Origin of the sequence: Halorubrum tebenquichense DSM 14210, assembly GCF_000337415.1 — an archaeon.
Taxonomy (GTDB): domain Archaea; phylum Halobacteriota; class Halobacteria; order Halobacteriales; family Haloferacaceae; genus Halorubrum; species Halorubrum tebenquichense.
Map to the genome: position 1 here is coordinate 83,896 of NZ_AOJD01000027.1, position 19,733 is coordinate 103,628.

At 65.6% G+C, this 19,733-nt stretch carries 23 protein-coding genes and 1 tRNA gene; 11 read left to right on the top strand and 13 right to left on the bottom strand.

What is annotated here, in order from left to right; all coding sequences use genetic code 11:
- Positions 1 to 12: 12 nt before the first annotated feature.
- Positions 13 to 840 carry a BtpA/SgcQ family protein gene (locus C472_RS03975; RefSeq protein ID WP_006628511.1) on the bottom strand — a complete coding sequence of 276 codons (828 nt, stop codon included), beginning with the start codon at positions 838 to 840 and terminating at the stop codon, positions 13 to 15.
- Between the two features lie 76 nt (positions 841 to 916).
- On the opposite strand from C472_RS03975, the gene C472_RS03980 reads away from it, so the two are divergent.
- From C472_RS03980 to C472_RS03990, 3 genes are all read left to right on the top strand, one after another.
- Entirely contained in the window at positions 917 to 1,384 is a 468-nt protein-coding gene (locus C472_RS03980) for a DUF7124 domain-containing protein (RefSeq protein WP_006628512.1), read from the top strand.
- A gap of 80 nt (positions 1,385 to 1,464) precedes the next feature.
- On the top strand, positions 1,465 to 1,812 hold the full coding sequence (locus tag C472_RS03985) for a 4a-hydroxytetrahydrobiopterin dehydratase (protein ID WP_006628513.1): 348 nt from the start codon (positions 1,465 to 1,467) through the stop codon (positions 1,810 to 1,812).
- A gap of 51 nt (positions 1,813 to 1,863) precedes the next feature.
- On the top strand, positions 1,864 to 2,346 hold the full coding sequence (locus tag C472_RS03990) for a hypothetical protein (RefSeq protein ID WP_006628514.1): 483 nt from the start codon (positions 1,864 to 1,866) through the stop codon (positions 2,344 to 2,346).
- 24 nt (positions 2,347 to 2,370) lie between these two features.
- Here C472_RS03990 and C472_RS03995 read toward each other — a convergent pair whose 3' ends face one another.
- From C472_RS03995 to C472_RS04020, 6 genes are all read right to left on the bottom strand, one after another.
- Positions 2,371 to 3,285: a hypothetical protein gene (locus tag C472_RS03995; RefSeq protein ID WP_006628515.1), complete on the bottom strand. Its 915-nt coding sequence runs from the start codon at positions 3,283 to 3,285 to the stop codon at positions 2,371 to 2,373.
- Positions 3,282 to 3,602 carry a DUF5827 family protein gene (locus tag C472_RS04000; RefSeq protein ID WP_006628516.1) on the bottom strand — a complete coding sequence of 107 codons (321 nt, stop codon included), beginning with the start codon at positions 3,600 to 3,602 and terminating at the stop codon, positions 3,282 to 3,284. The genes C472_RS03995 and C472_RS04000 overlap by 4 nt, the downstream gene beginning before the upstream one ends.
- Before the next feature lie 509 nt (positions 3,603 to 4,111).
- Positions 4,112 to 4,711, bottom strand: a complete 600-nt coding sequence (gene sod / locus C472_RS04005) for a superoxide dismutase (RefSeq protein WP_006628517.1) — start codon at positions 4,709 to 4,711, stop codon at positions 4,112 to 4,114.
- Positions 4,712 to 4,982: 271 nt separating this feature from the next.
- Positions 4,983 to 5,066: transfer RNA gene (locus tag C472_RS04010), tRNA-Ser, on the bottom strand.
- 77 nt (positions 5,067 to 5,143) lie between these two features.
- The gene (locus C472_RS04015; RefSeq protein WP_006628518.1) at positions 5,144 to 5,899 is read right to left on the bottom strand and encodes a DUF2064 domain-containing protein; all 756 of its coding nucleotides are present in this window, start codon (positions 5,897 to 5,899) and stop codon (positions 5,144 to 5,146) included.
- 55 nt (positions 5,900 to 5,954) lie between these two features.
- Positions 5,955 to 6,569 (bottom strand): NUDIX hydrolase, encoded by a 615-nt coding sequence (locus tag C472_RS04020; protein WP_006628519.1) that lies wholly within the window; start codon positions 6,567 to 6,569, stop codon positions 5,955 to 5,957.
- A gap of 152 nt (positions 6,570 to 6,721) precedes the next feature.
- Here C472_RS04020 and C472_RS04025 point away from each other — a divergent pair, with 152 nt between their 5' ends.
- The 7 genes from C472_RS04025 (at position 6,722) to C472_RS18115 (ending at position 13,694) form a co-directional block, all read left to right on the top strand.
- On the top strand, positions 6,722 to 8,176 hold the full coding sequence (locus C472_RS04025; protein ID WP_006628520.1) for an ATP-binding protein: 1,455 nt from the start codon (positions 6,722 to 6,724) through the stop codon (positions 8,174 to 8,176).
- A 328-nt stretch (positions 8,177 to 8,504) separates the two neighbouring features.
- Entirely contained in the window at positions 8,505 to 9,128 is a 624-nt protein-coding gene (locus C472_RS04030; RefSeq protein WP_006628521.1) for a peptide-methionine (S)-S-oxide reductase MsrA, read from the top strand.
- 175 nt (positions 9,129 to 9,303) lie between these two features.
- A complete protein-coding gene (locus C472_RS16205; protein WP_082238227.1) occupies positions 9,304 to 10,632 on the top strand; it encodes a protein kinase domain-containing protein in 1,329 nt (442 codons plus the stop codon).
- A complete protein-coding gene (locus C472_RS04040; protein WP_006628523.1) occupies positions 10,625 to 11,443 on the top strand; it encodes a hypothetical protein in 819 nt (272 codons plus the stop codon). The genes C472_RS16205 and C472_RS04040 overlap by 8 nt, the downstream gene beginning before the upstream one ends.
- Positions 11,444 to 11,800: 357 nt before the next feature.
- Entirely contained in the window at positions 11,801 to 12,940 is a 1,140-nt protein-coding gene (locus C472_RS16210) for a sensor histidine kinase (RefSeq protein WP_161612607.1), read from the top strand.
- A 25-nt stretch (positions 12,941 to 12,965) separates the two neighbouring features.
- Positions 12,966 to 13,271: a sensor histidine kinase gene (locus C472_RS18110; RefSeq protein ID WP_082238229.1), complete on the top strand. Its 306-nt coding sequence runs from the start codon at positions 12,966 to 12,968 to the stop codon at positions 13,269 to 13,271.
- A 6-nt stretch (positions 13,272 to 13,277) separates the two neighbouring features.
- Positions 13,278 to 13,694, top strand: a complete 417-nt coding sequence (locus C472_RS18115) for a sensor histidine kinase (protein WP_082238230.1) — start codon at positions 13,278 to 13,280, stop codon at positions 13,692 to 13,694.
- On the opposite strand, the gene C472_RS04060 is transcribed toward C472_RS18115, so the two are convergent.
- The 3 genes from C472_RS04060 to C472_RS04070 all read right to left on the bottom strand — a co-directional run bounded on the left by C472_RS04060 (position 13,666) and on the right by C472_RS04070 (position 16,717).
- Positions 13,666 to 14,457 (bottom strand): sensor histidine kinase, encoded by a 792-nt coding sequence (locus C472_RS04060; protein ID WP_152420595.1) that lies wholly within the window; start codon positions 14,455 to 14,457, stop codon positions 13,666 to 13,668. The genes C472_RS18115 and C472_RS04060 overlap by 29 nt on opposite strands.
- 138 nt (positions 14,458 to 14,595) lie before the next feature.
- On the bottom strand, positions 14,596 to 16,002 hold the full coding sequence (locus tag C472_RS04065) for a response regulator (RefSeq protein ID WP_082238231.1): 1,407 nt from the start codon (positions 16,000 to 16,002) through the stop codon (positions 14,596 to 14,598).
- 139 nt (positions 16,003 to 16,141) lie between these two features.
- The gene (locus C472_RS04070) at positions 16,142 to 16,717 is read right to left on the bottom strand and encodes a class I SAM-dependent methyltransferase (RefSeq protein WP_006628530.1); all 576 of its coding nucleotides are present in this window, start codon (positions 16,715 to 16,717) and stop codon (positions 16,142 to 16,144) included.
- A gap of 72 nt (positions 16,718 to 16,789) precedes the next feature.
- On the opposite strand from C472_RS04070, the gene C472_RS04075 reads away from it, so the two are divergent.
- A complete protein-coding gene (locus C472_RS04075) occupies positions 16,790 to 17,392 on the top strand; it encodes a GNAT family N-acetyltransferase (RefSeq protein ID WP_006628531.1) in 603 nt (200 codons plus the stop codon).
- A gap of 56 nt (positions 17,393 to 17,448) precedes the next feature.
- Here C472_RS04075 and C472_RS04080 read toward each other — a convergent pair whose 3' ends face one another.
- The 3 genes from C472_RS04080 to C472_RS04090 all read right to left on the bottom strand — a co-directional run bounded on the left by C472_RS04080 (position 17,449) and on the right by C472_RS04090 (position 19,729).
- On the bottom strand, positions 17,449 to 17,961 hold the full coding sequence (locus tag C472_RS04080) for a TspO/MBR family protein (protein ID WP_006628532.1): 513 nt from the start codon (positions 17,959 to 17,961) through the stop codon (positions 17,449 to 17,451).
- A 48-nt stretch (positions 17,962 to 18,009) separates the two neighbouring features.
- Positions 18,010 to 19,026, bottom strand: a complete 1,017-nt coding sequence (locus C472_RS04085) for an AI-2E family transporter (RefSeq protein ID WP_006628533.1) — start codon at positions 19,024 to 19,026, stop codon at positions 18,010 to 18,012.
- 106 nt (positions 19,027 to 19,132) lie between these two features.
- A complete protein-coding gene (locus C472_RS04090; protein ID WP_006628534.1) occupies positions 19,133 to 19,729 on the bottom strand; it encodes a DUF6149 family protein in 597 nt (198 codons plus the stop codon).
- Between the last annotated feature and the right edge of the window lie 4 nt (positions 19,730 to 19,733).

Genomic DNA, 19,733 nt, shown 5'->3' on the forward strand with positions numbered 1-19,733 from the left:
GGCCCGGCGCGGTCACCGGACCGCGTCGGCGGCCGCGACGAGGTCCGCGACGCGGTCCGCGTCGACCGGCGCGGTCGTCTCGCCGCCCCGCTTGAGCGCGGTCCCGACGATCGCGCCGTCGGCGACGGAGAGCAGGTCTGCGACCGTCTCGGGCGTGACGCCGCTGCCGACGAGGACGGGCGTGTCGAGGCCGTGGCGGTCGCGCTCGGCGACGACCGCCTCGAGGGCGTCCGCGTCGACCGCCTCGCCGGTCCCTGAGCCGGAGGCGATCACGGCGTCGGCGAGGCCGCGCTCGGCGGTGTCGGCGAACGACTCGGCGGTGTATCCCGACGGGGTCAGCGGCGCGGAGTGTTTCACGTCGGTGTCGGCGAAGACGCCGACGTCGACGCCGAGGCGGTCGCGCAGGCGGAGCGTCTCGTGGGCGCGGCCCTGAACGATCCCCTGGTCGGTGACGCGAGCGCCGGTGTGGACGTTCACGCGGACGAAGTCGGCGTCGACCGCGGCGGCGACCGAGAGGGCGGCCTCGGCGTCGTTGCGGAGGACGTTGATCCCGAGCGGGAGGTCGGTCTCCGCGGCGACCGCGGTCGCCGCGCGGGTCACGGCGGCGACGACGTGGGGCGGGACCTCGTCGGGGTAGAACGGCGCGTCGCCGAAGTTCTCGATCACGATCCCGTCGACGCCGCCGCGGTCGAGGGCGCGGGCGTCGCTCGCGGCGCGGTCGACCGCGGCCGCCATCGCCCTGCGGCCGTCGTCGGGCGCGCGCGGCGCACCCGGGAGCGGCGGGAGGTGGACCATGCCGAGCAGCGGGGCGGCCGTGCCGAAGGTGGATTCGAACTCCATCGTCGGAGTCGACGGCGCGGCGGGACAAAAGCCTCCCCACAGCGTTTAGGCCGCCCGCCGCGTGGTTCCGATCGAGATGGGAATCGACGCGACGACGCCCGGCGACGGCGACGTGACGCTCGTCTTCTCGCTCGGGGCCGCGCGCTCGCTCGCCGACCCGGCCGCGGCGTTCGCCGACGCTCGGGAGTGGAGCCGCCACGTCGGGATCGTCGCGAACGAGGCCGACGAGGTGGCGGCGTTCGCCCGCAGCCACGGGGTGGAGAACGACTACGCGCTCACGAACTGGGACAAGTGGGGCACCCTCGCGGACGTCCGCGAGGAGAGCGCCGCCCCGCGGCGCGTGTTCGTCGGCACCACCCGCGCGGACGAGCGCGTCGCGACCGAGACGGGCTACGAGTTCCTGCCCGTCGACGAGGCGGCCGAGAAGGCCGGGTGGGAGCTGTCGGAGCCGGGAACGGGAGCGGACGACGGACGCGGCGGCGACGCCGGCCGCCTCGCCCGCCTGCGACGGCGGGTCGGCGACCTGATCTCGCGGCTCCGGTGACCGCCTCGCGCGCCGATCGCCCGGTACCGCGACCGACTCGGTCGCGGAAGGTACAAACCGCTCGTCGCCCAACGTGGGGTATGTCCTCACCGCTCGCGGACGAGCCGGTCGAGCCGGCCGGCGACGACGCGGACCCGCTCGAAGGCGACGAGTACGCCGACCACTTCGCCGAGCTCGGCGACGCGTGGGAGGTCGTCGACGACCACCACTTGGAGGCCAGCTACGAGTTCCCCGACTTCGAGACCGCGCTGGCGTTCACGAACAAGATCGGCGAGCTCGCCGAACGGGAGTGGCACCACCCCGACATCTCGCTGTCGTGGGGCGAGGTCGGGGTCGAGCTCTGGAGCCACGAGGTCGGCGGGCTCACCCGCGCCGACTTCGTGATGGCGGCGAAGATGGACCGACTGTACGCGGACGCCGAGGCGTGACCTGACACGGCAACGAACGAGTTTAAACCCCTCCCGGCGAAACGGTGGGTAATGAGCGAGAACGTCTTCCTGGTCCCGATCGACCCGGAGAACTTCGACCGAACGGTCCGGTCCGCGGTGGATCTCACCGAGTACCCGGACCGGCCGGCCCCCCTCGCGGACCTCGACGAGGCCCGCCTGTGGGCGGTCGACGACGACAGCGGCAACGGATCGACGTTCGAGAAGATGTCCGAGGGCGACCTCCTCCTGTTCTACACCGACGACGAGTACATCGGTACGGGCCGGATCGGCACGACCTTCGAGGACGACGACCGGTGGACCAGCGGCGCGTTCTGGACGGCGTTCCCGACCACGCGGGTGTACACGGTGACCGACTACGCCGATGTCTCGGCCCCCAAGCGCGCGGTCAACCGCATCTTCGACTACTCGTCGTCGTACACGCCCGGCTTCATGCGCGTCGCCGACAGCCGGGTGACCGCCGATCTCTCGTCGATCGAGTCCGCGCTGGACCACTACACGAAGCGGAACGCCTGAGCGCGGGCCGAACGCGCCGACTTCTCAGTTCTCGACCGCACCGACGAGCGCCTCGTACGCCGGTTCGTACCGAGACGCGACGCGGTCGGGGTCCCCCCGGACCTCGCCGGCCAGCGCCGGGAGCGGGACGGTCGCGACCGGGTCGATCATCTCCGTCACCGCGTCGACGTGCTCCTCGCGGGTCCCCTCGCGCGGGCTGCCGGCGGCGACCGCGCGGGCCTTCGCGTACCGGTCGCCCGCGTAGACCCGGGCGCGGCCGGGGTCGACGACGGCGACCGCGTCGGGCGCGACCGGGCCGTCGCGCGGGAGCGTCCCGGCCACGTCGGCGTACGACTCGACGACGACCGGGACGGGCGTCCGCGCGACGCGCGCCGCGAGGCGCTCGATCGCCGGGAGGTGCGCCTCGGCCATCACGTCGTTGAACGCCGGGACGTCGCGCACGCGGGTCGCGTCGTCGAGGGGGAGCCGCTCCGCGAGCCCGTCGGGTATCAGTCCTTCCTCCTCGGCGGCGGCGTTGACGACGAACCGCGTCCCGGAGTCGGTCGTCACGCGGTCACAGAGGAAGGTGCGGTCGCCGTCGCCGAGCATCCCGGTCCGCCCCGGCGTCGGCCGCCAGAGGCGGTGAACGGGGTTTATCGACTCGGGCGCGACCGCCGAGGGCGACGGCGACGCGCCGTCGGCCGCCGCGAGCGCGCGGGTGCTCGCGGCCGCCAGCTTCCGCGCGTCCTTCCCGTAGAGGCGGCCCGAGTCGGTCGCGATCCGGTAGTCGCCGTGGTCGAACCAGAAGTCGTTGCCCGCGCGCGGCTTGACGCCGAGCGCGTCGCCCGCGCGCCCCGCGAGGTGCGCGACGAGCCCCGTCGAGAAGGTGGTCTTCCCGGCGTCGACGCGCGAGCCGCCGGCGACGAGGAACACCGGCGGGTCGGACGGCTCCCCGCTCACGCGGACTCGTCGGCGTCGGCCTTCGCGTCCGTCTCCTCCTCCGGCGTCGCCTCGGGCGCGAGCCCGTAGTACCCCGGGCCGTCCTCGCTCAACGGCTCGGCGATCACCATGTCCTCGGCGTGGACCATCACCCACGGGACCGCCCAGTCGACCAGCACCGCCTCGGTGTCGGGGTCGACCTCGGCGTCCGGTTCGAGGCCCTGAAGCAGGCGACCGATCTCGGGGACGGTGTACATCTGGTCCGGTTCGAACAGCTCGGCCGGTTCGTAGAAGTCGCACGGGTAGGTGGCGTCGAACGCAGACTTCGGTTCGGGCATGTGCGGGGATACGCGACCGCGGCCGTAAACGCTGCCGATAGCGACTCGATTCAATGCCGATAGCGACTCGATTCGATGCGGTGGCGCGTGCCTGCGAGCGGCCGCCCNGCGCTCGGAGAGCGCGAACCGCGAGGCTGGGGAGGCGTGAGGTGCGGGGCGGGGAGGGACTCGAAGGGGCAGCCGGGCGGCGGGCGCAGGTGACGTAAGGACCACAGGAGCGAACGGAGTGAGCGACGAGGAGCGTGGTTCGAAACGGCTCCGCCGTTTCGTCATCACGAGACGCCGAAGGTGTCTCGAACGACAGCGAGCGTGCGCCCGCCGCCCGGTTGGGGCTTCGGGAGTGTTCGTGTCGATCGGCGATTTATAAGCAGGATCACCATCGTACAGTCGCCCGGCTGAGGCTTCGGGAGTGTTCGTGTCGATCAGTGACTCACGCAGTCACGACTACCCGGCAAGCGTCGCGAAAAAATGCGGATCTCGACGCGCGTAACGCGTCCTCTCGAACGCGCTTACTCGAACAGTTCGACGGCCTGCTCGTAGCGGTCCGACGGTTCGTCCCAGTCGACGACCTCGAAGAAGTTGTCGACGAACTCGCCGCGGGCCGGGCCGTAGTCGTGGTAGTAGGAGTGCTCCCAGACGTCGAGCGCCAGAATGGGGTGACCGCCCCAGACAGCGCCCTCGTCGTGGTTGTCGACCACGACGTTACGAAGCTGATTCGAGAACGTGTCGTACACCAGAAGCGCCCAGCCGCTGGCCGCGGAGGCCGCCGCCTCGAACTCGCCCTTCCAGGCCTCGTACGAGCCGAAGTCCTCCTCGATGCGGTCGGCCAGCGCTCCCTCGGGCTCGTCGCCGCCCTCCGGCGACATGTTCTGCCAGAACAGGTCGTGGAGGATGTGCCCCGAGGAGTTGTGGGTCACGTTGCGGATGGCTCCGCCCGACGAAGAGAAGTCGTGCGAGTCACGGTTCTCTTCGAGCGTTTCCTCGGCGGAGTTCCAGCCGTTTACGTACCCTTGGTGGTGGGTATCGTGATGCCATTCGAGCACCTGCTCGGAGATGTGCGGTTCCAGCGCGTCGTAATCGTACGGTAGCGGATCGAGTTCGTAACTCATGCTTGTATCACCTATTCATTACATGTGCCGGAACGCTGTTAAAGATAATGCGGTACGCGGTAGCATGCGACACCAGACGTGAGTGTTATCGGCCGTTTCCGCGGAGTAGCGGTGTTGTTGCGGTTCCGGGACCTCGGGGGCGGGCGATCGGATACCGTCCGTGATCGACAGACGGGAGCGACGAGTAACTGAAACTGGGTTCACGTCAGATCGGTCGCACGCTGATTCGAATCCCAGCAACCGCTCTCTGCTCACTATGTTCGCAGAGAAGCGGTGGGACTGGGATTCGAACCCAGGAAGCCGTGAGGCTACCTGCTTTCAAGGCAGGCGCAATGGGCCGCTCTGCCATCCCACCACACGTAACCGCTCGGCGTCGGCCGACTAAGTCGTGTCGGATCCGACGAAGCCGACGACCGCTCCGACCCGGGCCCGTCAGTCCCGAACTAGCCGCTGCTCGCCGTCCTCCGCGACGACGTCGAGGCCGTGTTGGTGGACGAACGCCGCGGTGTAGTCCGGAACGACGCGCTCGGCGGCGAACCGCGCCCTGAGGATCGGCACCACGTCGAGGAGGTCCTCGCCGGTCTCCAGCGAGGGCGACGGCTCGACGAAGTCCACGGAACGGTCGGCGTCGCGGCCGCGCTCGGCGAGCGTCGGCAGCGCGGGGGCCTCGAACGCGCCGTCGAAGTCGATCGGCTCGGTGAAGCCGGCGAAGTACGCCCGGCCGTCCGTCGACGGGCCGAGCACGACCTCGGTCGTCCGGAGCTTCATCGCCGCGGAGTCGACGAGCGTGCGCGAGAGCAGCGGCGCGGTCGGCGTGACGACCGCGACCGAGTCGGCACCCTCCTCGCGCAGCAGGTGCGTGACGGTGTTGCCGGCGCGCGCGCCGAACGAGGAGCCGACCTGCCGCTCGAAGCGAACGCCCTCGGTGCCGCCGAGCGTGTCCGCGACGAGCGTCCGGAGTTCCGCCTCCGCGCTCGTCTCGGTCCGATGCTCGGCGGGGAGGTGGTCCTCGGCCGGGTAGTTGACGAGGAGCTCGCCGCCGGAGCGCTCGACCGCGAGGACGGCGTCGCGGAACTGCGCCTCGTAGAGGTCGGCCGCCTCGGCGGGCGACAGCGGCGTCGACTCGGCGAGCGCGGTTCCGACGAGCCCCTCGCGGGGCGGGTTCGCCAGCAGGGCGACGACGGTCATACCGGACCGCGGCGCGGGAGCGCCTTCAAGCCGCCGTTTTGGTTCGGGAAACCGCTCAGGAGAAGTCGCGTCGCATCGCGATCTCGAACCACGGACAGAGGCGGAGCTGGCGGTACAGCGCCGGGTTCTCGTGGAGGTGGTCGTAGTCGGCCCACAGCATGCCGCCGATCTCCTCCTCGTCGGGGTCGAGCGAGGTGTCGTCGAGGGTGACCTTCAGCACTGCGCACACCTCCCACTCGACGCCCTCGTTGGGGTAGTAGCGCTTGTACTCGAACTTGTCCGTCACGCGGAGGTCGTCGTACTGGTCGGGCGCGATGCCGAGCTCCTCCTCGAGACGCTGCTCGGTGGCGTCCTCCTGCGACTGCCCCTCGACGGGGTGAGAGGCGACCGTGCCGTCCCAGTGGCCGTCCCACAGCCGCTTGTTCGGCGCGCGCTGGGCCAGCAGGATCCGGCCCTCCGTGTCGAAGACGAGGCAGGTGAACGCGCGGTGACGGATCCCGTCGCCCGTGTGCGCGTCGAGGCGGTTCACCGTGTCCTGCGCGACGTCGTCGGGGTCGACCGCGATGACGTCCTGAAGCGCGTTCTCGTGGTCCGTGTCGCCCGTGTCGCCGGTCTCGCCTGCGCCGTCGCCGGCGGGGTCACCCGGCGCGGCCGCGTCTTCGGAACTCATGCGCGTTACGTCGCGGACCAGGGCTAATAAGGGTTCGATACGGCGGTCGGTGCCCCCGGTCTCGCGCGGGACCCGCGCGCGACTCGCTCTCACGCCCCCGAACCGACGGCGCTTCGACGCTCTTAACCGCGTCCCGGCGCTACTTCGCGCGGATGAGTAACCCGGCGCTCGACGTCGTCGAGTTCGTGTTGACGACGCACTTCTACACGCAGGACCGCGACCTCGACGAGAACGACCTGCCGCCGCGCTTCCGGCAGGTGTTCTGGTCGGCCGACGCCGCCGAGGACGCCCCCGGCGGCGTGGAGCGGCCGCTGAAGGCGACCGACGAGACCACCCGCACCGCGACGGGGGTCGACCGGCCGTGGGGGGCGGTCTCCGACCTCCTTTTCACCCAACGCACGGAGTTCTCCGGCGAGATCTCGCTGACCCAGCCGTCGATGGGGTTGGAGTGGTACCGCGACCGCGCGGACGACGACCGGATCGCCGGGAACCCGACGATCGTCGCCGCGCTGGAGGCCGCCGAGGACCTCGACGCGCCGGTGACCCGCGAGGAGGCCAGAGACGACGTGCGGCCGGTCCAGGCCGATCGCGTCTGGATCGACGCGCTGCTCGCGGAGTACTTCGACGAGGACGAGGACGGGGAGATGCTCGATCTGGTCAACGTCCGCGCGCCCGAAGAGATCGAGACGACGCTCGCCGACCTCGTCCTGACCGGCGATCAGGAGGGCGAGATACAGAAGATCGTCAAGGCGATCGAACACCGCGAGTACCTCGCGGAGATCGGCCTCCGAGAGATCGGGAAGCTGCTGTTCGTCGGCCCGCCGGGAACCGGAAAGACGACCGTGTCGCGCGCGCTCGCTCACGAGCTCGGACTCCCGTTCGTCGAAGTCAAGCTCTCGATGATCACGAGCCAGTACCTCGGCGAGACGTCGAAGAACGTCGAGAAGAGCTTCGAGGTCGCCAAGCGGCTCTCACCGTGCATCCTCTTCATCGACGAGTTCGACTCGGTGGCGAAGACGCGCCGCTCGGACGAACACGCCGCCCTCAAGCGCGCGGTCAACACCCTGCTGAAGTCGATCGACGAGGTGTCGCTCGTCCGCGACGAAGTGCTCCTCATCGGCGCGACGAACCACCCGGACCAGCTCGACGCGGCCGCGTGGCGGCGGTTCGACGAGATCGTCAACTTCCCCAAGCCGGACCGCGACATGCGCGCCGACATCCTCCGCGTGGTGACGAAGGAGATGAAGATCGCCGACTTCGACCCCGAGGAGGTCGCCGACCGGACGAGCGGGCTCACCGGCTCCGACCTCCGGATGGTGCTCCGGGAGGCCGTCCTCGGCGCGCTCACCGAAGACCGGATGACGATCACGCAGGAGGACGTGATGGCGGCCGTCGAGGACTTCGAGGAGCGGGACAACCTCAAGAACATGGACATGATCGACGGGGAGGGCGCGGAGGTGCTCGGCGAGACGGGGTCGAACGACGCCCACGACCACGGGGACCACGACCATGGCGAGCACGACCACGATCATGGCGAGGACGGAGACGGCGGCGAGAGCGCGGACCCGACTCGCGGCGCGGAAGCGCGCGGTCGGACACAGGACTGACGCGAGCGTTCGCGGTTACTGACGCCGGTTTTCGTGCGGGATGACACGGTTGAAGCTGCTCGTTCGAACACGAGACCGAGTGGGACGGCCGGGCGTTCGAGCGCATCTATATTTGATCTCTCGCAGGCACCTAGATGAAGAGTATACAACCGGGATCTCGGATGAAGCCAGTCTTACTCTGACCCGTTGTCTTCCAGTGCGGTCTCTCTTCGCTGCCGATCTCAAACGGATATCGACACTCAGCATATACGGCTGCGAGTCTGATTGGTGTTAGATGCGGTGGAATCCACGAACCACCATTCGGCGACTCTCTCGGAAGGGGACCCCAATGACACTCACAGAAACGCAGATACGCGAGTATGACAGTCGTGCGATGGATAGCGCGGAGACTGCCACGGCAACGTTTGGAACCGGTTGTTTCTGGGGGCCAGATGCCCAGTTCGGGGCGATAGACGGCGTCGTTCGCACCCGTGTCGGCTACGCTGGCGGGACAGAAATCGACCCGACGTATCACGCGTTAGGCGACCACACAGAGGTGTTCCAAGTCGAATTCGACCCCGACACAATGACGTATCGAGACCTCCTGAATCGGGTGTTCCACTCGCACGACCCACAGCACCAGACCCGAAAGACGCAGTATCAGAATATCGTGTTCGCCGCGACAGAAGACCAGCGAGCAGTCCTGGATGAATTCCTCGCGACACGGGGCCTCACTGCCGAGGGGATCGGAACACGCATCGAACAGCTCTCACGGTTCCATCCCGCTGAAGACTACCACCAGAAGTACAAGCTCCGGTCTGTCTCCTCGTTCATGGATGCGTTCGACGCGGCCGGATACGGCGATGAGGAGTTGCGCGAGTCACCGACCGCTGCCAAGCTAAACGGGTACGCTGCCGGACACGATGTTGCTATCGCCGAGGATCTTCAGCCACCGGATCACGGGACGGCATAGACTCCAGTGGGTTTGACGACAGACAGTACCGTCGGCGATGACGCCCTGACCAGTGTGTACGCGTCGCCTTGGTTCCGAAGCAGCATACTGATCGCTGGGAGGCAATGCCGCGATTTATGTGCGGGTCTCTCGTCGACTGACGTACGCACGGCGGCCTTCTGTCGCCCGCCCGACCATGGACCGAACCGATGTGACCCCGGATCCTGACGCGTTGCTTGAGACGGCACTCACGGATCCTGAATCGTTCGACGCCGCCCGAACAGCGAGAGCGGTGGCCCAACTGGAACACGATGATCCGGAGGTTCAACGGGCGGCGTCGTGGGCGCTCAGATTTGTCGCCGCGGAGGCCCCGTCGCTTATGGAGAGCTGTACGAGACGCTTTCGACGGGCACTCGATGACCCCGATGCCCGTCCAGTCGTGTTGCGGACACTCGCAGTTGTCGCCGAACACAATCAGGAGGCCGTCGCAGCGACCGTCCAAAGCGCTGTCGAAGCGGGGATGATCGACCAGCTCGTCGGGCGGCGAGTCGTCGCCGGATACCAGCCGTCCGACTTGGGGGCTGGAGGCTCAGTCATCGCTGATGAAGGAGACGAAACATCGGTGCCGACTGGGACGGCTGGATCAACGGTTGAGACCACTCCCGCAGAGTCCCGATCCGACGAGCGTCCGTCATCGTCGGTTGGGCATCCACCAGCCGATCCGCCGGCGAAACCGCCACAGCTCGACCGGTCGCTAGCTGCGTATGATCCGGTCCCTACGGGTGAACAAACTGTGTCGTCTTCGAACGCAGACGTCCGGTTCACTGTCGGCGGTCAAGAATTTACTGCGGTCCAGCAAGCGATACCGGCCGTAGGCACCACCGAAGGTGTGTTACAAGACGCGTTCGACCGGTGGCGTCGGATCGACGATCACGACGCCGTCGCCCGCCTCGTCGATCACGGAGTGCGACCAACACCATGGGCAATCTCTGAGCAAGGTGCCGTAGGCTCCGTCGTCGAACGGGAGACACCGCTTCCGCCGTTAGAAGCTCGCTGGGTGCTCTCTCGGATCGCGGACGCAGTCCATTACGCACACACTGCTGGTGTGGTCCATGGTGGACTCTTCCCGAAGTCGATCACGTTTGTGAGCGCGGTCGAAGACCCGGACGCGTGGGCGTACCCGCGGGTGAGCGATTGGGGCCTCCGTGAGGCGGTTGGATCACGCGACGATGATGCCGTGTCCCGCCAGCACGCAGCCCCCGAACATCTCGCCCCTGACCGGTTCGGTGACGTCGACGCTGCGACAGACATCTACGGGATCGGGGTGATTGGGCATTTGCTGGTGACGGGCAACGCGCCGGATCGCGACGACGGAACAGTCCGTTTCCATCCGACAGGTGACCGCGCCATTCCGGACGACATCTCGATGATTCTCGCAAAGTGTCTCACAACGGCGAAGATGGAACGATATGCCTCTGCGGCCGCAATCCGTCGCGATCTGGCGACAGAGGGTCACAATGAGTGACTCGGTGGGGGTTGATCTGGCCGGCTTCATCGTGGATAGGGGACTCTCCAATCGAGCGTTCGATACAGTGCCATCCCTAGTCGGCGCGACGACGGCTCCGGTTGGGGGCGGTGTCACCCGGTTCGTTGCGGCTGTCCTCGTTTTGGCAGCCTGTCTCGGTGCGACATGGTACGCGCTCGTTAGCGCGAGACAGGCACCGCTCGATACGCTCGTGTGGCGCTACGTCGCGTTGTCGGCAGCTGTGGGGAGTGTGTTTGCTGGTCTGCTCATTATCGAAACGGTGACCACGACTGTTGGAACCCTCGTCCAAGCGTTCCGTCTCCTCGCACAGCTCTTTTTTGCTGTCTTTTTAGCGCTCTCGCTCCGAGAGTTGTACTACGCACAGCCAGCGACCTCCAGTGACGACGACCGGCTCTCGCTGTCGACCGCTCGTCGGATCGAGACCGGGTTCATGGTTCTCGCCTTGGTCCAGTTTCCAATCGTTGTCTGGGTCGGGCCGACGGCGGTTGCGCAAGTGATTCTCGCCCTCGCTGCTGGAGCCTTCACGGTGTACGGTGTGTCGTTCGGACAGGCGATCCGCGCTCGGCGCGTCACTCGTGGGACGGTTCTCGATGCCACCGTCACCTACGTGATCGCAGTGTTGCTCTGCGTCGGTGCGGTGAGTGTCATGGAGGGAGCAGTTCTCACACCAATTCCGCGGCCAGCTATCGTCGGTGCTGTCAACGTTCTCTTGGCGATGACTGGATCGTTCTTGATCAGTCTGGTCATCCGGCTGAAACGGAGCGTCGACGCTGGCGGTCGCACCAGTTGAATCGAACCACTCCGTGGAAGGAAGAAGCGAGCTTACAAGCGTAAGTGGCAGTCCCCCGGAGCGGTAATTGTGATAGATAAGCAGTTCCGAGCGATTCGAGACCTCGTGCCGAGCTGTCTCTGTGAGCGAGCAGAAATACGAGTATCCATACGGCGGGCTGAGTTGAGTCGCTTCGGTATTCACGGCGAATGTTAACATGAATCTGGCAGTTTGAGCACCAGACCCGGTCACTCTGACTCTGGACGACGTCAAAAGTGAATTCGAGCGTCTGTGATATCGGTTCTGAGAACTAATACTGCTGGTGAGTACGGTTATATGGCTGAGATTTCTAATATCCCAATAGGAGACCAGACAGTCATGAGTGGTATACGGGATGTGAGAACTGGAACATTTCTGTTTGGAGTCCATATCATCTCTGCGCTGGGCCTCGTGGCGTATGTCCTCACCTACACCTGGGCACCGCCTACGACTTACTGGGCACGCGCTTTTGCCACCGGATTTCCCGTTGTTGCGGCCATCGCTCTCGTCAGTTACCCGGTGTTGTTTCGTGATCGGGCTGGGCGACACTTGCTGTTACATACCTCTGGCGTCGGGGGTGCCATTGGGGGATTCCTCGTCTCCACACCCGGCATCGGGGTGGTTTTCCAACAGGCTCAGATCGGTTCCCCTGTTATCAACCCAACTATCTTGTTGACCGAGTCGGCCATCGGAGGCATCCTCATTGGTGCCGCTGCTGGTCACTTCTATGGCCAATTTCTTATCGAACGGAAAGAACTCGCGGCGCAACGGGACCGTCTTGGCCAACACAAAGAACGGCTGACTGTCCTCAACCGAATTCTCCGTCATGACATTCGCAATCACATGAGTGTCGTTCTGGGCAACGTCACCCTTCTCTCCGATCGGCACGGGAAAGGAGAGTTACTGGAAAACATCGAGTCACACGGACAAAAAGTGGTTGAGATAAGCCAGAATGCCCGTCAGATAGAGACGACTCTAACAGAGGACGTACCGAGCGCGTCTGTCAATCTCGCCGACCTCGTACGTGACGGTGTCAAGGCGACGACGATCGACATCGAAGGAGAAGCCGTTGACATTCGACTCCCCGAAGACGTGAACGTCCAGTCTAATGGCCATCTCGCTTCAGCCGTTCGGAACGTGATCGAGAACGCGTTCGAACACAATGATAGCCAGAACCCGGAAGTCATAATCACCGCAACCGTCGACGCTGATATCGGTGAAGTCGAATTGCGAGTGGCGGACAACGGACCTGGGATTCCAAAGCGAGAACGGAAAGCACTCGACAGCGGCGAAAACCAACTCCAACATAGCAACGGCCTTGGACTCTGGTTAACCCACTGGGTGATCGAAGACCTTGGCGGACAGGTCACGTTTCACTCCCGCGACCCACGCGGGACGGTGGTCACTTTTACGCTTCCGACAGTACCGGCCTCTTTTGAGACGGAGGCGGGTTCGACGAGTTCACGCTCACACCTCTGACTGGGAAGAGACGCTGATTGACCTCATGCGCGGCTGGGTGAGTGGTGAACTACAACAAGAGCAGGCACCCCCGGAGCGACAAACGCAAAACGAACAACTGGATGAGTTCGGACGCGTTGTGTCCCATGAGTTGCGAAGTCCGTTGAACGCCATTGAGGGGCGACTCGAGTTGGCGAAAGAAGCGTGTGACAGCGATCACCTTGGCCCCATTGACGACGCCGTTTCGCGAATGGAGTCGCTCATTGACAATCTGCTCGTATTGGCCCGCACCGACGAACAGGTGTGTGAGTTGGAGACTGTAGATTTAGCTGAGATCGTGACAAGTTACTGACAGCGTGTGGCTACTGGAGATGCCACACACTTAGATGTCGAACAGCCGATCCGAGCAGACAGCAGTCGTCTCCAGCAACACCTCGAGAATTTCTCACGCAATGCGATTGAACACGGCGGTGACGATGTCGCTGTAACTATCGACGAGTTAGATGACGGGTTCTCTGTCGAAGACCCCGGTCCCGGCGTTCCGGCAGACAATCGAGAGGCGGCATTTGGTGTAGGCTACTCTACGAGAGGGGATGGCACTGGATTCGGACTGAGTGTTGTCAAACGCGTCGCACAGGGCCACGGTCGGAGCGCTGTTGCGACAACCGGGGTTGAGAGTGGGGCCCGATTTGAGATCACCGGTGTTGCCTCCCAGAGTGAGTTCAGTTCGGTGTTCGAGAGGGGTACTATTCAGTTGAAAACTCGACACCAGTGATTTCAAACCGCGTGCCGCCTCGGGACCCGTTGGTCACGCGAACGGTCCAGCCGTGGGCGTCGACGATCTGCCGTACGATTGGAAGACCGAAGCCCGTTCCCTCGTCGCTCGTCGTATACCCGGCATCGAAGATCTGCTCTTGTTCATCAACAGGAATACCACCCCCGTCATCTTCGACGTAGAATCCCTCCTCTATGTCACCAACCCTGATCGTCACGTCGTCACCGCCGTGTTCGACTGCGTTCCGAAACAAGTTCTCCAACACTTGCGCGAGTCGGCTTCGGTCGGCTCGGATTGTCCGCTCAGCCTCAGTGACGAGGGTAGCGTCACCTGTCTCGACTGTTTGCCAACAGGCCTCTGTGAGACTATCCAAATTAACCGGCTCCGGATCGGTCACCTTGTCTCCCTCACGTGCCAACGCTAGCAGGTCGTCGATCAATGACTCCATCCGGTCGTGTGCTTTCGCTATTGCATCGAGAGAATCGCTCTCATACTTCTCTTGAACCAGCTCGAGGTGACCTTCGGCCACCCCCAACGGATTCTGGAGGTCGTGACTGACGATGCTGGCAAATTCGTCCAGGCGGTCCCGTTCCGCCCGGAGGCGTTGCCTTTGCATTTCCAGTTCCATCTCATGGTCGACTCGATCGAGTACCGCTGTCAGGATCGTTGCGAGTAGTTCCGTGAGATACCGATCCGTTTTATCGAACGCGTTTGGTTCGGGCGAGGTTGTAACGAATATCCCGTGATCGCCGAGCGGGTACACGAGTCCGCTTCGCGTCGGCGTTTCAGCAGCGTCTATGGAATCGACGTCTTCGATGTCGTCAATGACGACTGGGTCACCAGCCTCGAATACCGCCCAATTGAACTCATCGATAGTTCGTGACGGGGTCGTCCGATCGTATCACGGGGCAGTACCCAATTGTTTCCGGACGCCGTCGGATACCGCAACCGGTTCGAGTACATTCGGGTTATCGCCGATGAGGTGAACACCAGTAAACGGAAGCCCGAGCGTCTGTTCTGCGATTTCGACAGTCGTTTCGGCGACCGCTTCGGTGGTCTCTGCGCGGATGAGATCCTGGGCTTGCTGTTGGAGGTCACGGGTCATCTCTCGGCGGTCTTCGCGGTCGGTAACGTCCTGATAGACCCAGAGATGACCGTTCCCATCAGGGAGTTCAAGCGGTCGGTAACTCCGTTCGAACGTTCGCCCATCACTGACTGAGAGGACTTCCTGATCGACCGGAGTTCGATTCGCCACCAATTCGTTGATCCGATTAACAAATCTGTCCCCGCCGACAAATTGGTCGCTCAGCTGTGCGGCCAACCGTTCACAATCCGTGCCGACGACGGTGTCCGGTGGGTCGGGTATCTCGAACAGTTCCAACGCCCGTTCGTTGACCGTCAGCACGTTGCGGTTTTCGTCTTCTGCGAGAATCCCGACGGTGGCCGTTTCGAAGACTGTCGAGAGTACGGCGTTCGTTTCTTCGAGTTCCTGTTCGCGCTCCTGCTGCTCGGTGATGTCGGTGATAAACCCTTCCAACGCTTCCAAGTCCCCATCGGCAGAGTAAATCCCCCGCCCGCGCTCCCACATCCACTTCGTCGTACCGTTTTTAGTGACGATCCGATAAGTCACCTCGAACGAGCCGTCCCCAGAGAGCCCCTCTTGGACAGTGTTCCACATTGGTTCCCTGTCGTCGGGGTGGATGATTTCTGTCCCCCACAGCACGTCGTTGTCTTCGAGCCTGTCGGCACGATACCCAGTCAAGTCCTCGACATCGCCGTCGACGGTTTCCATCGGCCACGCGGGGTCGTTTCGGCACCGGTAGACCATTCCTGGAAGGTTGCTGATGAGCGTCTCTAACTGTCGCGTCTGTTCTTGTGCCAACTGCTGTGTTCGATGCCCATCGACGGCGTTCAGAACCCGGTTAGCGAGCAGTTCGTACTGTTCGGTCCCGCTCTCTTTCTGGAGGTAGTCGGTAACACCGGCCGAGATTGCTTCGCTTGCCACCTCCTCTGAACCCTTGCCGGTGAACAAAATAAACGGGATCTCAGGGTATTCATCGCGGACCTTTGTGAGAAACTGGATGCCGTTCTGGCCGGGCATATCGTAATCCGAAATGATACAGTCGAACGTACCTTCAGCCAACTGGGTTAGACCGTCAGCGGCGCTGGTCGCTGCCTCGATACTGAATCGGTCATCTTTGCGTTTGAGATACGTGGCGGTCAGCTCTGCCACATCTGGCTCGTCATCAACATGGAGGACTCGAATCGACTGGAGTTCTGGTTCCATCTGTGATAAGCTAGAGGTCATTTGGACTCCCCCACTATGTGACTGAGTATCATTCTGTTGTGGGATACTGTAACTGTACCGGCGCTATCGCTACTATCGAATATTATTCCGCGGAACGATGGAGCAAATCAGCCGAGTAGTCGCCTTCGGTACCGAGCGATCATCGTCGAACGCCGACGACCGTGTAGCCGAAGCCGCGGTCGACGATCCGCGGGTCGAGGTCGACGGCGTCCATCGCGGCCGCGAGGTCGTCCGGGGTCAGGAAGCGCGAGTCCATCCCGATCGCGTGCTCGCCGGCGACGAGGAGCCGCCCGAGCGGGTGGTCCGGATCGAACTCGCGGACGACGAGCGCGCCGCCGGGCGCGAGGACGCGGGCCGCCTCGGCGAGCGCGGCGTCGTGGTCCGGGAGGTGGTGGAACGCGTCGACGACCGTCACCGCGTCGACGCTCGCGTCCCGGAGCGGCAGTCGCCCCGCGTCGGCGGCGAGACCGTCGAGTCCACGGGCGCGGCGCGCCCGGGAGAGCATCTCGACGGAGGCGTCGGCGACCGTGATCTCGGGACCGGTCAGCGCGGCCGCCGCGCGTCCCGACCCCCCGCCGACGTCGAGCAGGCGTTTGATCGGCCGCGTCGCGTGATCGAGGCCGGCGGCCAGCGCCGCGCCGTCCGCGGGCGGCATCGCGAGGTCGTACAGCGGGGCCACGCGGTCGAAGAACCCCACGTCGCCGAGTCCGTACATGGAGGGGTGAACTCCCGCGACGGACAAAGAGCCACCGACCCCGTTTAGGGGATCGCCCCCGTACGACGCCGCATGGAGTACGCGCTCGTGTGTCGACCGGGCGAGGGCGCGACCCTGCGGCTCGACTACCGGGCGTTCGCGTACGCCGGGAAGTTCGTCGTCGGCGCGCCGGGCAAGTCCGTGATCCGCACGCCGGACGGGGGTCCGGCCGCGCCCGACTGGACGCCGGACGAGTCGCTGCCGGAGACGGTCGACCCCGACGCGTTCGAGGAGGACGTGATCGCGGCCGTCTCCTTCTCGGCCGACCGGACCGACCCCGACTGCTGCCGGCTGCGGTACGTCACGGTTCACGCCGCGCGGCGCGGCGAGGGGATCGGACCGCGGCTGATCGACGAGACCGTCGCGGACCTGGCCGACGCCGGCTTCGACCGGGTGAAGATCGCCGTGAACAACCCGTTCGCCTACGAGGCGTGCCACAAGTGCGGGTTCGGGTACACCGGCGAGCGAACGGGACTGGCCGAGCTGGAACTCGAACGCCCGGCCGGGACGCCCGCCCGCGTCGACCCCGAGCGATACCGCGAGGGCATGGCGGCGTTCCGCGAGACCGACGGCGAACTGAGCCGCGCCGAGCAGCGGTTCGTCGCCGAGCGAGCGGAGCGCGGGCCGCCGCGGTGACCCTGCGGGCGAGACGGAGGCGGGACCCGGTCGGGAGCCGAGACCGGAGACCGGCGTCAGTTGAGCGCCCAGATGGCGTAGTTGAGCGCGGTCGCGAAACAGACCCACGCGAGGTACGGAACGAGGAGCGCCGCGGCCCGGCGGTCGACGCGGTCGAAGGCGGCTATCGTCGCGACGACGAGCGGGAGGAGGAGGGCGAGGACGGCGAGACCGAGGTCGGCGCGTTCGAGCCCCCAGAACACGGGCGACCACGCGACGTTGAGGGCGAGTTGGACGCCGAACAGCGCGAGCGCAGTCCGCACCCGCCGCGTCGACGCCGCGCCGTCGCGGCCGGCGAGGGACACGAGCGCGGCCGCCGCGCCGAGCAGCGCGTACAGGATCGGCCAGACGACGCCGAACGCCCAGCCCGGCGGGTAGAACGACGGCAGTTCCAGCGCCGCGAACCAGGCGCTCTGAGTGGTCGTGAACGGGACGCCGAGCGCGCCGATCAGGTTGACCCCGACCGCCGCGGCGGCGATGCGGAGAGCGTCGCGTCGGTCCGGGTGCCGGGCGGTCTCGGTCGTCGCCATGGGCGGGGTACGTCGGCGGCAGTGGTAAACCCCGACGCCGGATCCGGCTCAGATCGCGTCGTAGTCCTCGCGGAACGTCTCCAGCGTGGCCGCGAGCACGCCGATCACGATGGGACCGACGAACAGCCCGGTGAACCCGACCGAGTAGATGCCCCCGAACACGCCGAGCAGGATGATCGCGGGGTTGAGATGCGCCTGCTGGTCGATGACGAGCGGGCGGGCGTAGTTGTCGACCATCGCGATCACCGCGACGCCGTAGACGGCGAGGAACACGCCGGCCGTCACCTGGTCGACGACCACGAGGTACGCGGCCGCCGGTCCCCAGACGAAGAACGCACCGATGAGCGGGAGCAGCGCCAGCACGGCCATCACGAACGTCCAAAACACCACGTTCGGGATCCCGGCGACCCACAGGCCGAGCCCGGCGACCAGTGCTTGGAGCAGCGCGACGACGATGTGGCCGATGACGACGCCGCGCGTCATCACGTTGACGCGGTCGACGAGGTCGGCGGTGACCGCCGACGGCAGCGGGCTCGTCGCCCGGATCCACTTGACGAACGCCGGGCCGTCGATGAGCGTGTAGTACACCAAAAAGAGCGCGAGCGACAGTCCGACCGAGGCCCGGATCGCCGTCGTGAGGACGCCGCTGAATCCGCCGAACAGCGTCTGGACGAGCTGCTGCCCGATCGTCTGGAGGATATCTCCGATCTCCGGGTTCTGTCCCGTCAGCGCGGCGATCTCCGCTTCGATCGCCGCCACGTCGATGGCGGTGTCGCCGGCGGCGATGGCCGTGAGGTCGCGGACGAACACCCACGAGATGTACGCGAACGGGAGGATGACGGCGACGATGGACGAGAGGATGAGGGTCAGCGCCGAGAGCATCTCGCCGAACCGCTCCGAGACGCGGCGTCGGAGCCGGCGGGTGAGCCGCCGGTGGAACGGGTAGAGAACGAACGCGAGTATCGCCGAGGCGATGACGTACTCGGCGAACGGGAGGATGACGAAGAGAGTCAGGAGCGCGACCACGCCCATGAGGAGCAGGAGGAACGATTGCCCGCGGTTCATGGGCGTCCGTGTCCCCGGCGGGTTATAAACGTCACCGGGAGAGACTCGATCGGTCCCGGACGCCGAGCGCCGAGAGAGGAGGGGAAACGGCCGGCAGTCGGCCGGGTCAGGCGCTCGCCTCGTCCTCGTCGAGTCCGGGCGCGGCGGCGGCGTCGACCTCGTCCGGCTCGTCCGTGTCGCCGCCGACGACCGTCTCGCCCTCGTCGGTCTGGACGTACACGTCGTCCGCGAAGCCGGCCAGCGCGTTCTCGTACTCGGGCTCGTCGAGTCGAGCGGGCGTCTCGGGTGCCCCGACGACGCCTCCGGCCGGGCGGAACTCGCCCAGCGGGTCGTCGATCGTGATCCCGTGGTCGGAGAAGAACCCCTCGTACCGGCGGTAGTGGGTCTCCAGCTCGTCGCCCGGGATCTCCATCATCTCCGTCCAGCCGTGGTTGAAGAAGTCGAAGTTCGCCTGGACGTGGGTGATCTCGCGGGCCTCGGCCTCGGGGAACCCGGCCTCCAGCGCGGCGACGTACGTGTCCATCGTCGCGTCGAAGAAGCTGTCGAGGTGGTCGCGGCGCTCTTCGCGGCGCTGTTCGTCCGCCTTGTTGAGGAAGATGCTCGTGTGGAGGTCGACGAGCTTGTCGTTCGCGACGTCGCCGACGACCGGCGTGGTCAACGCCTTCTTCGCGGCCCAGTGGCGGATGTTCTGCCGGATTTTCATACGC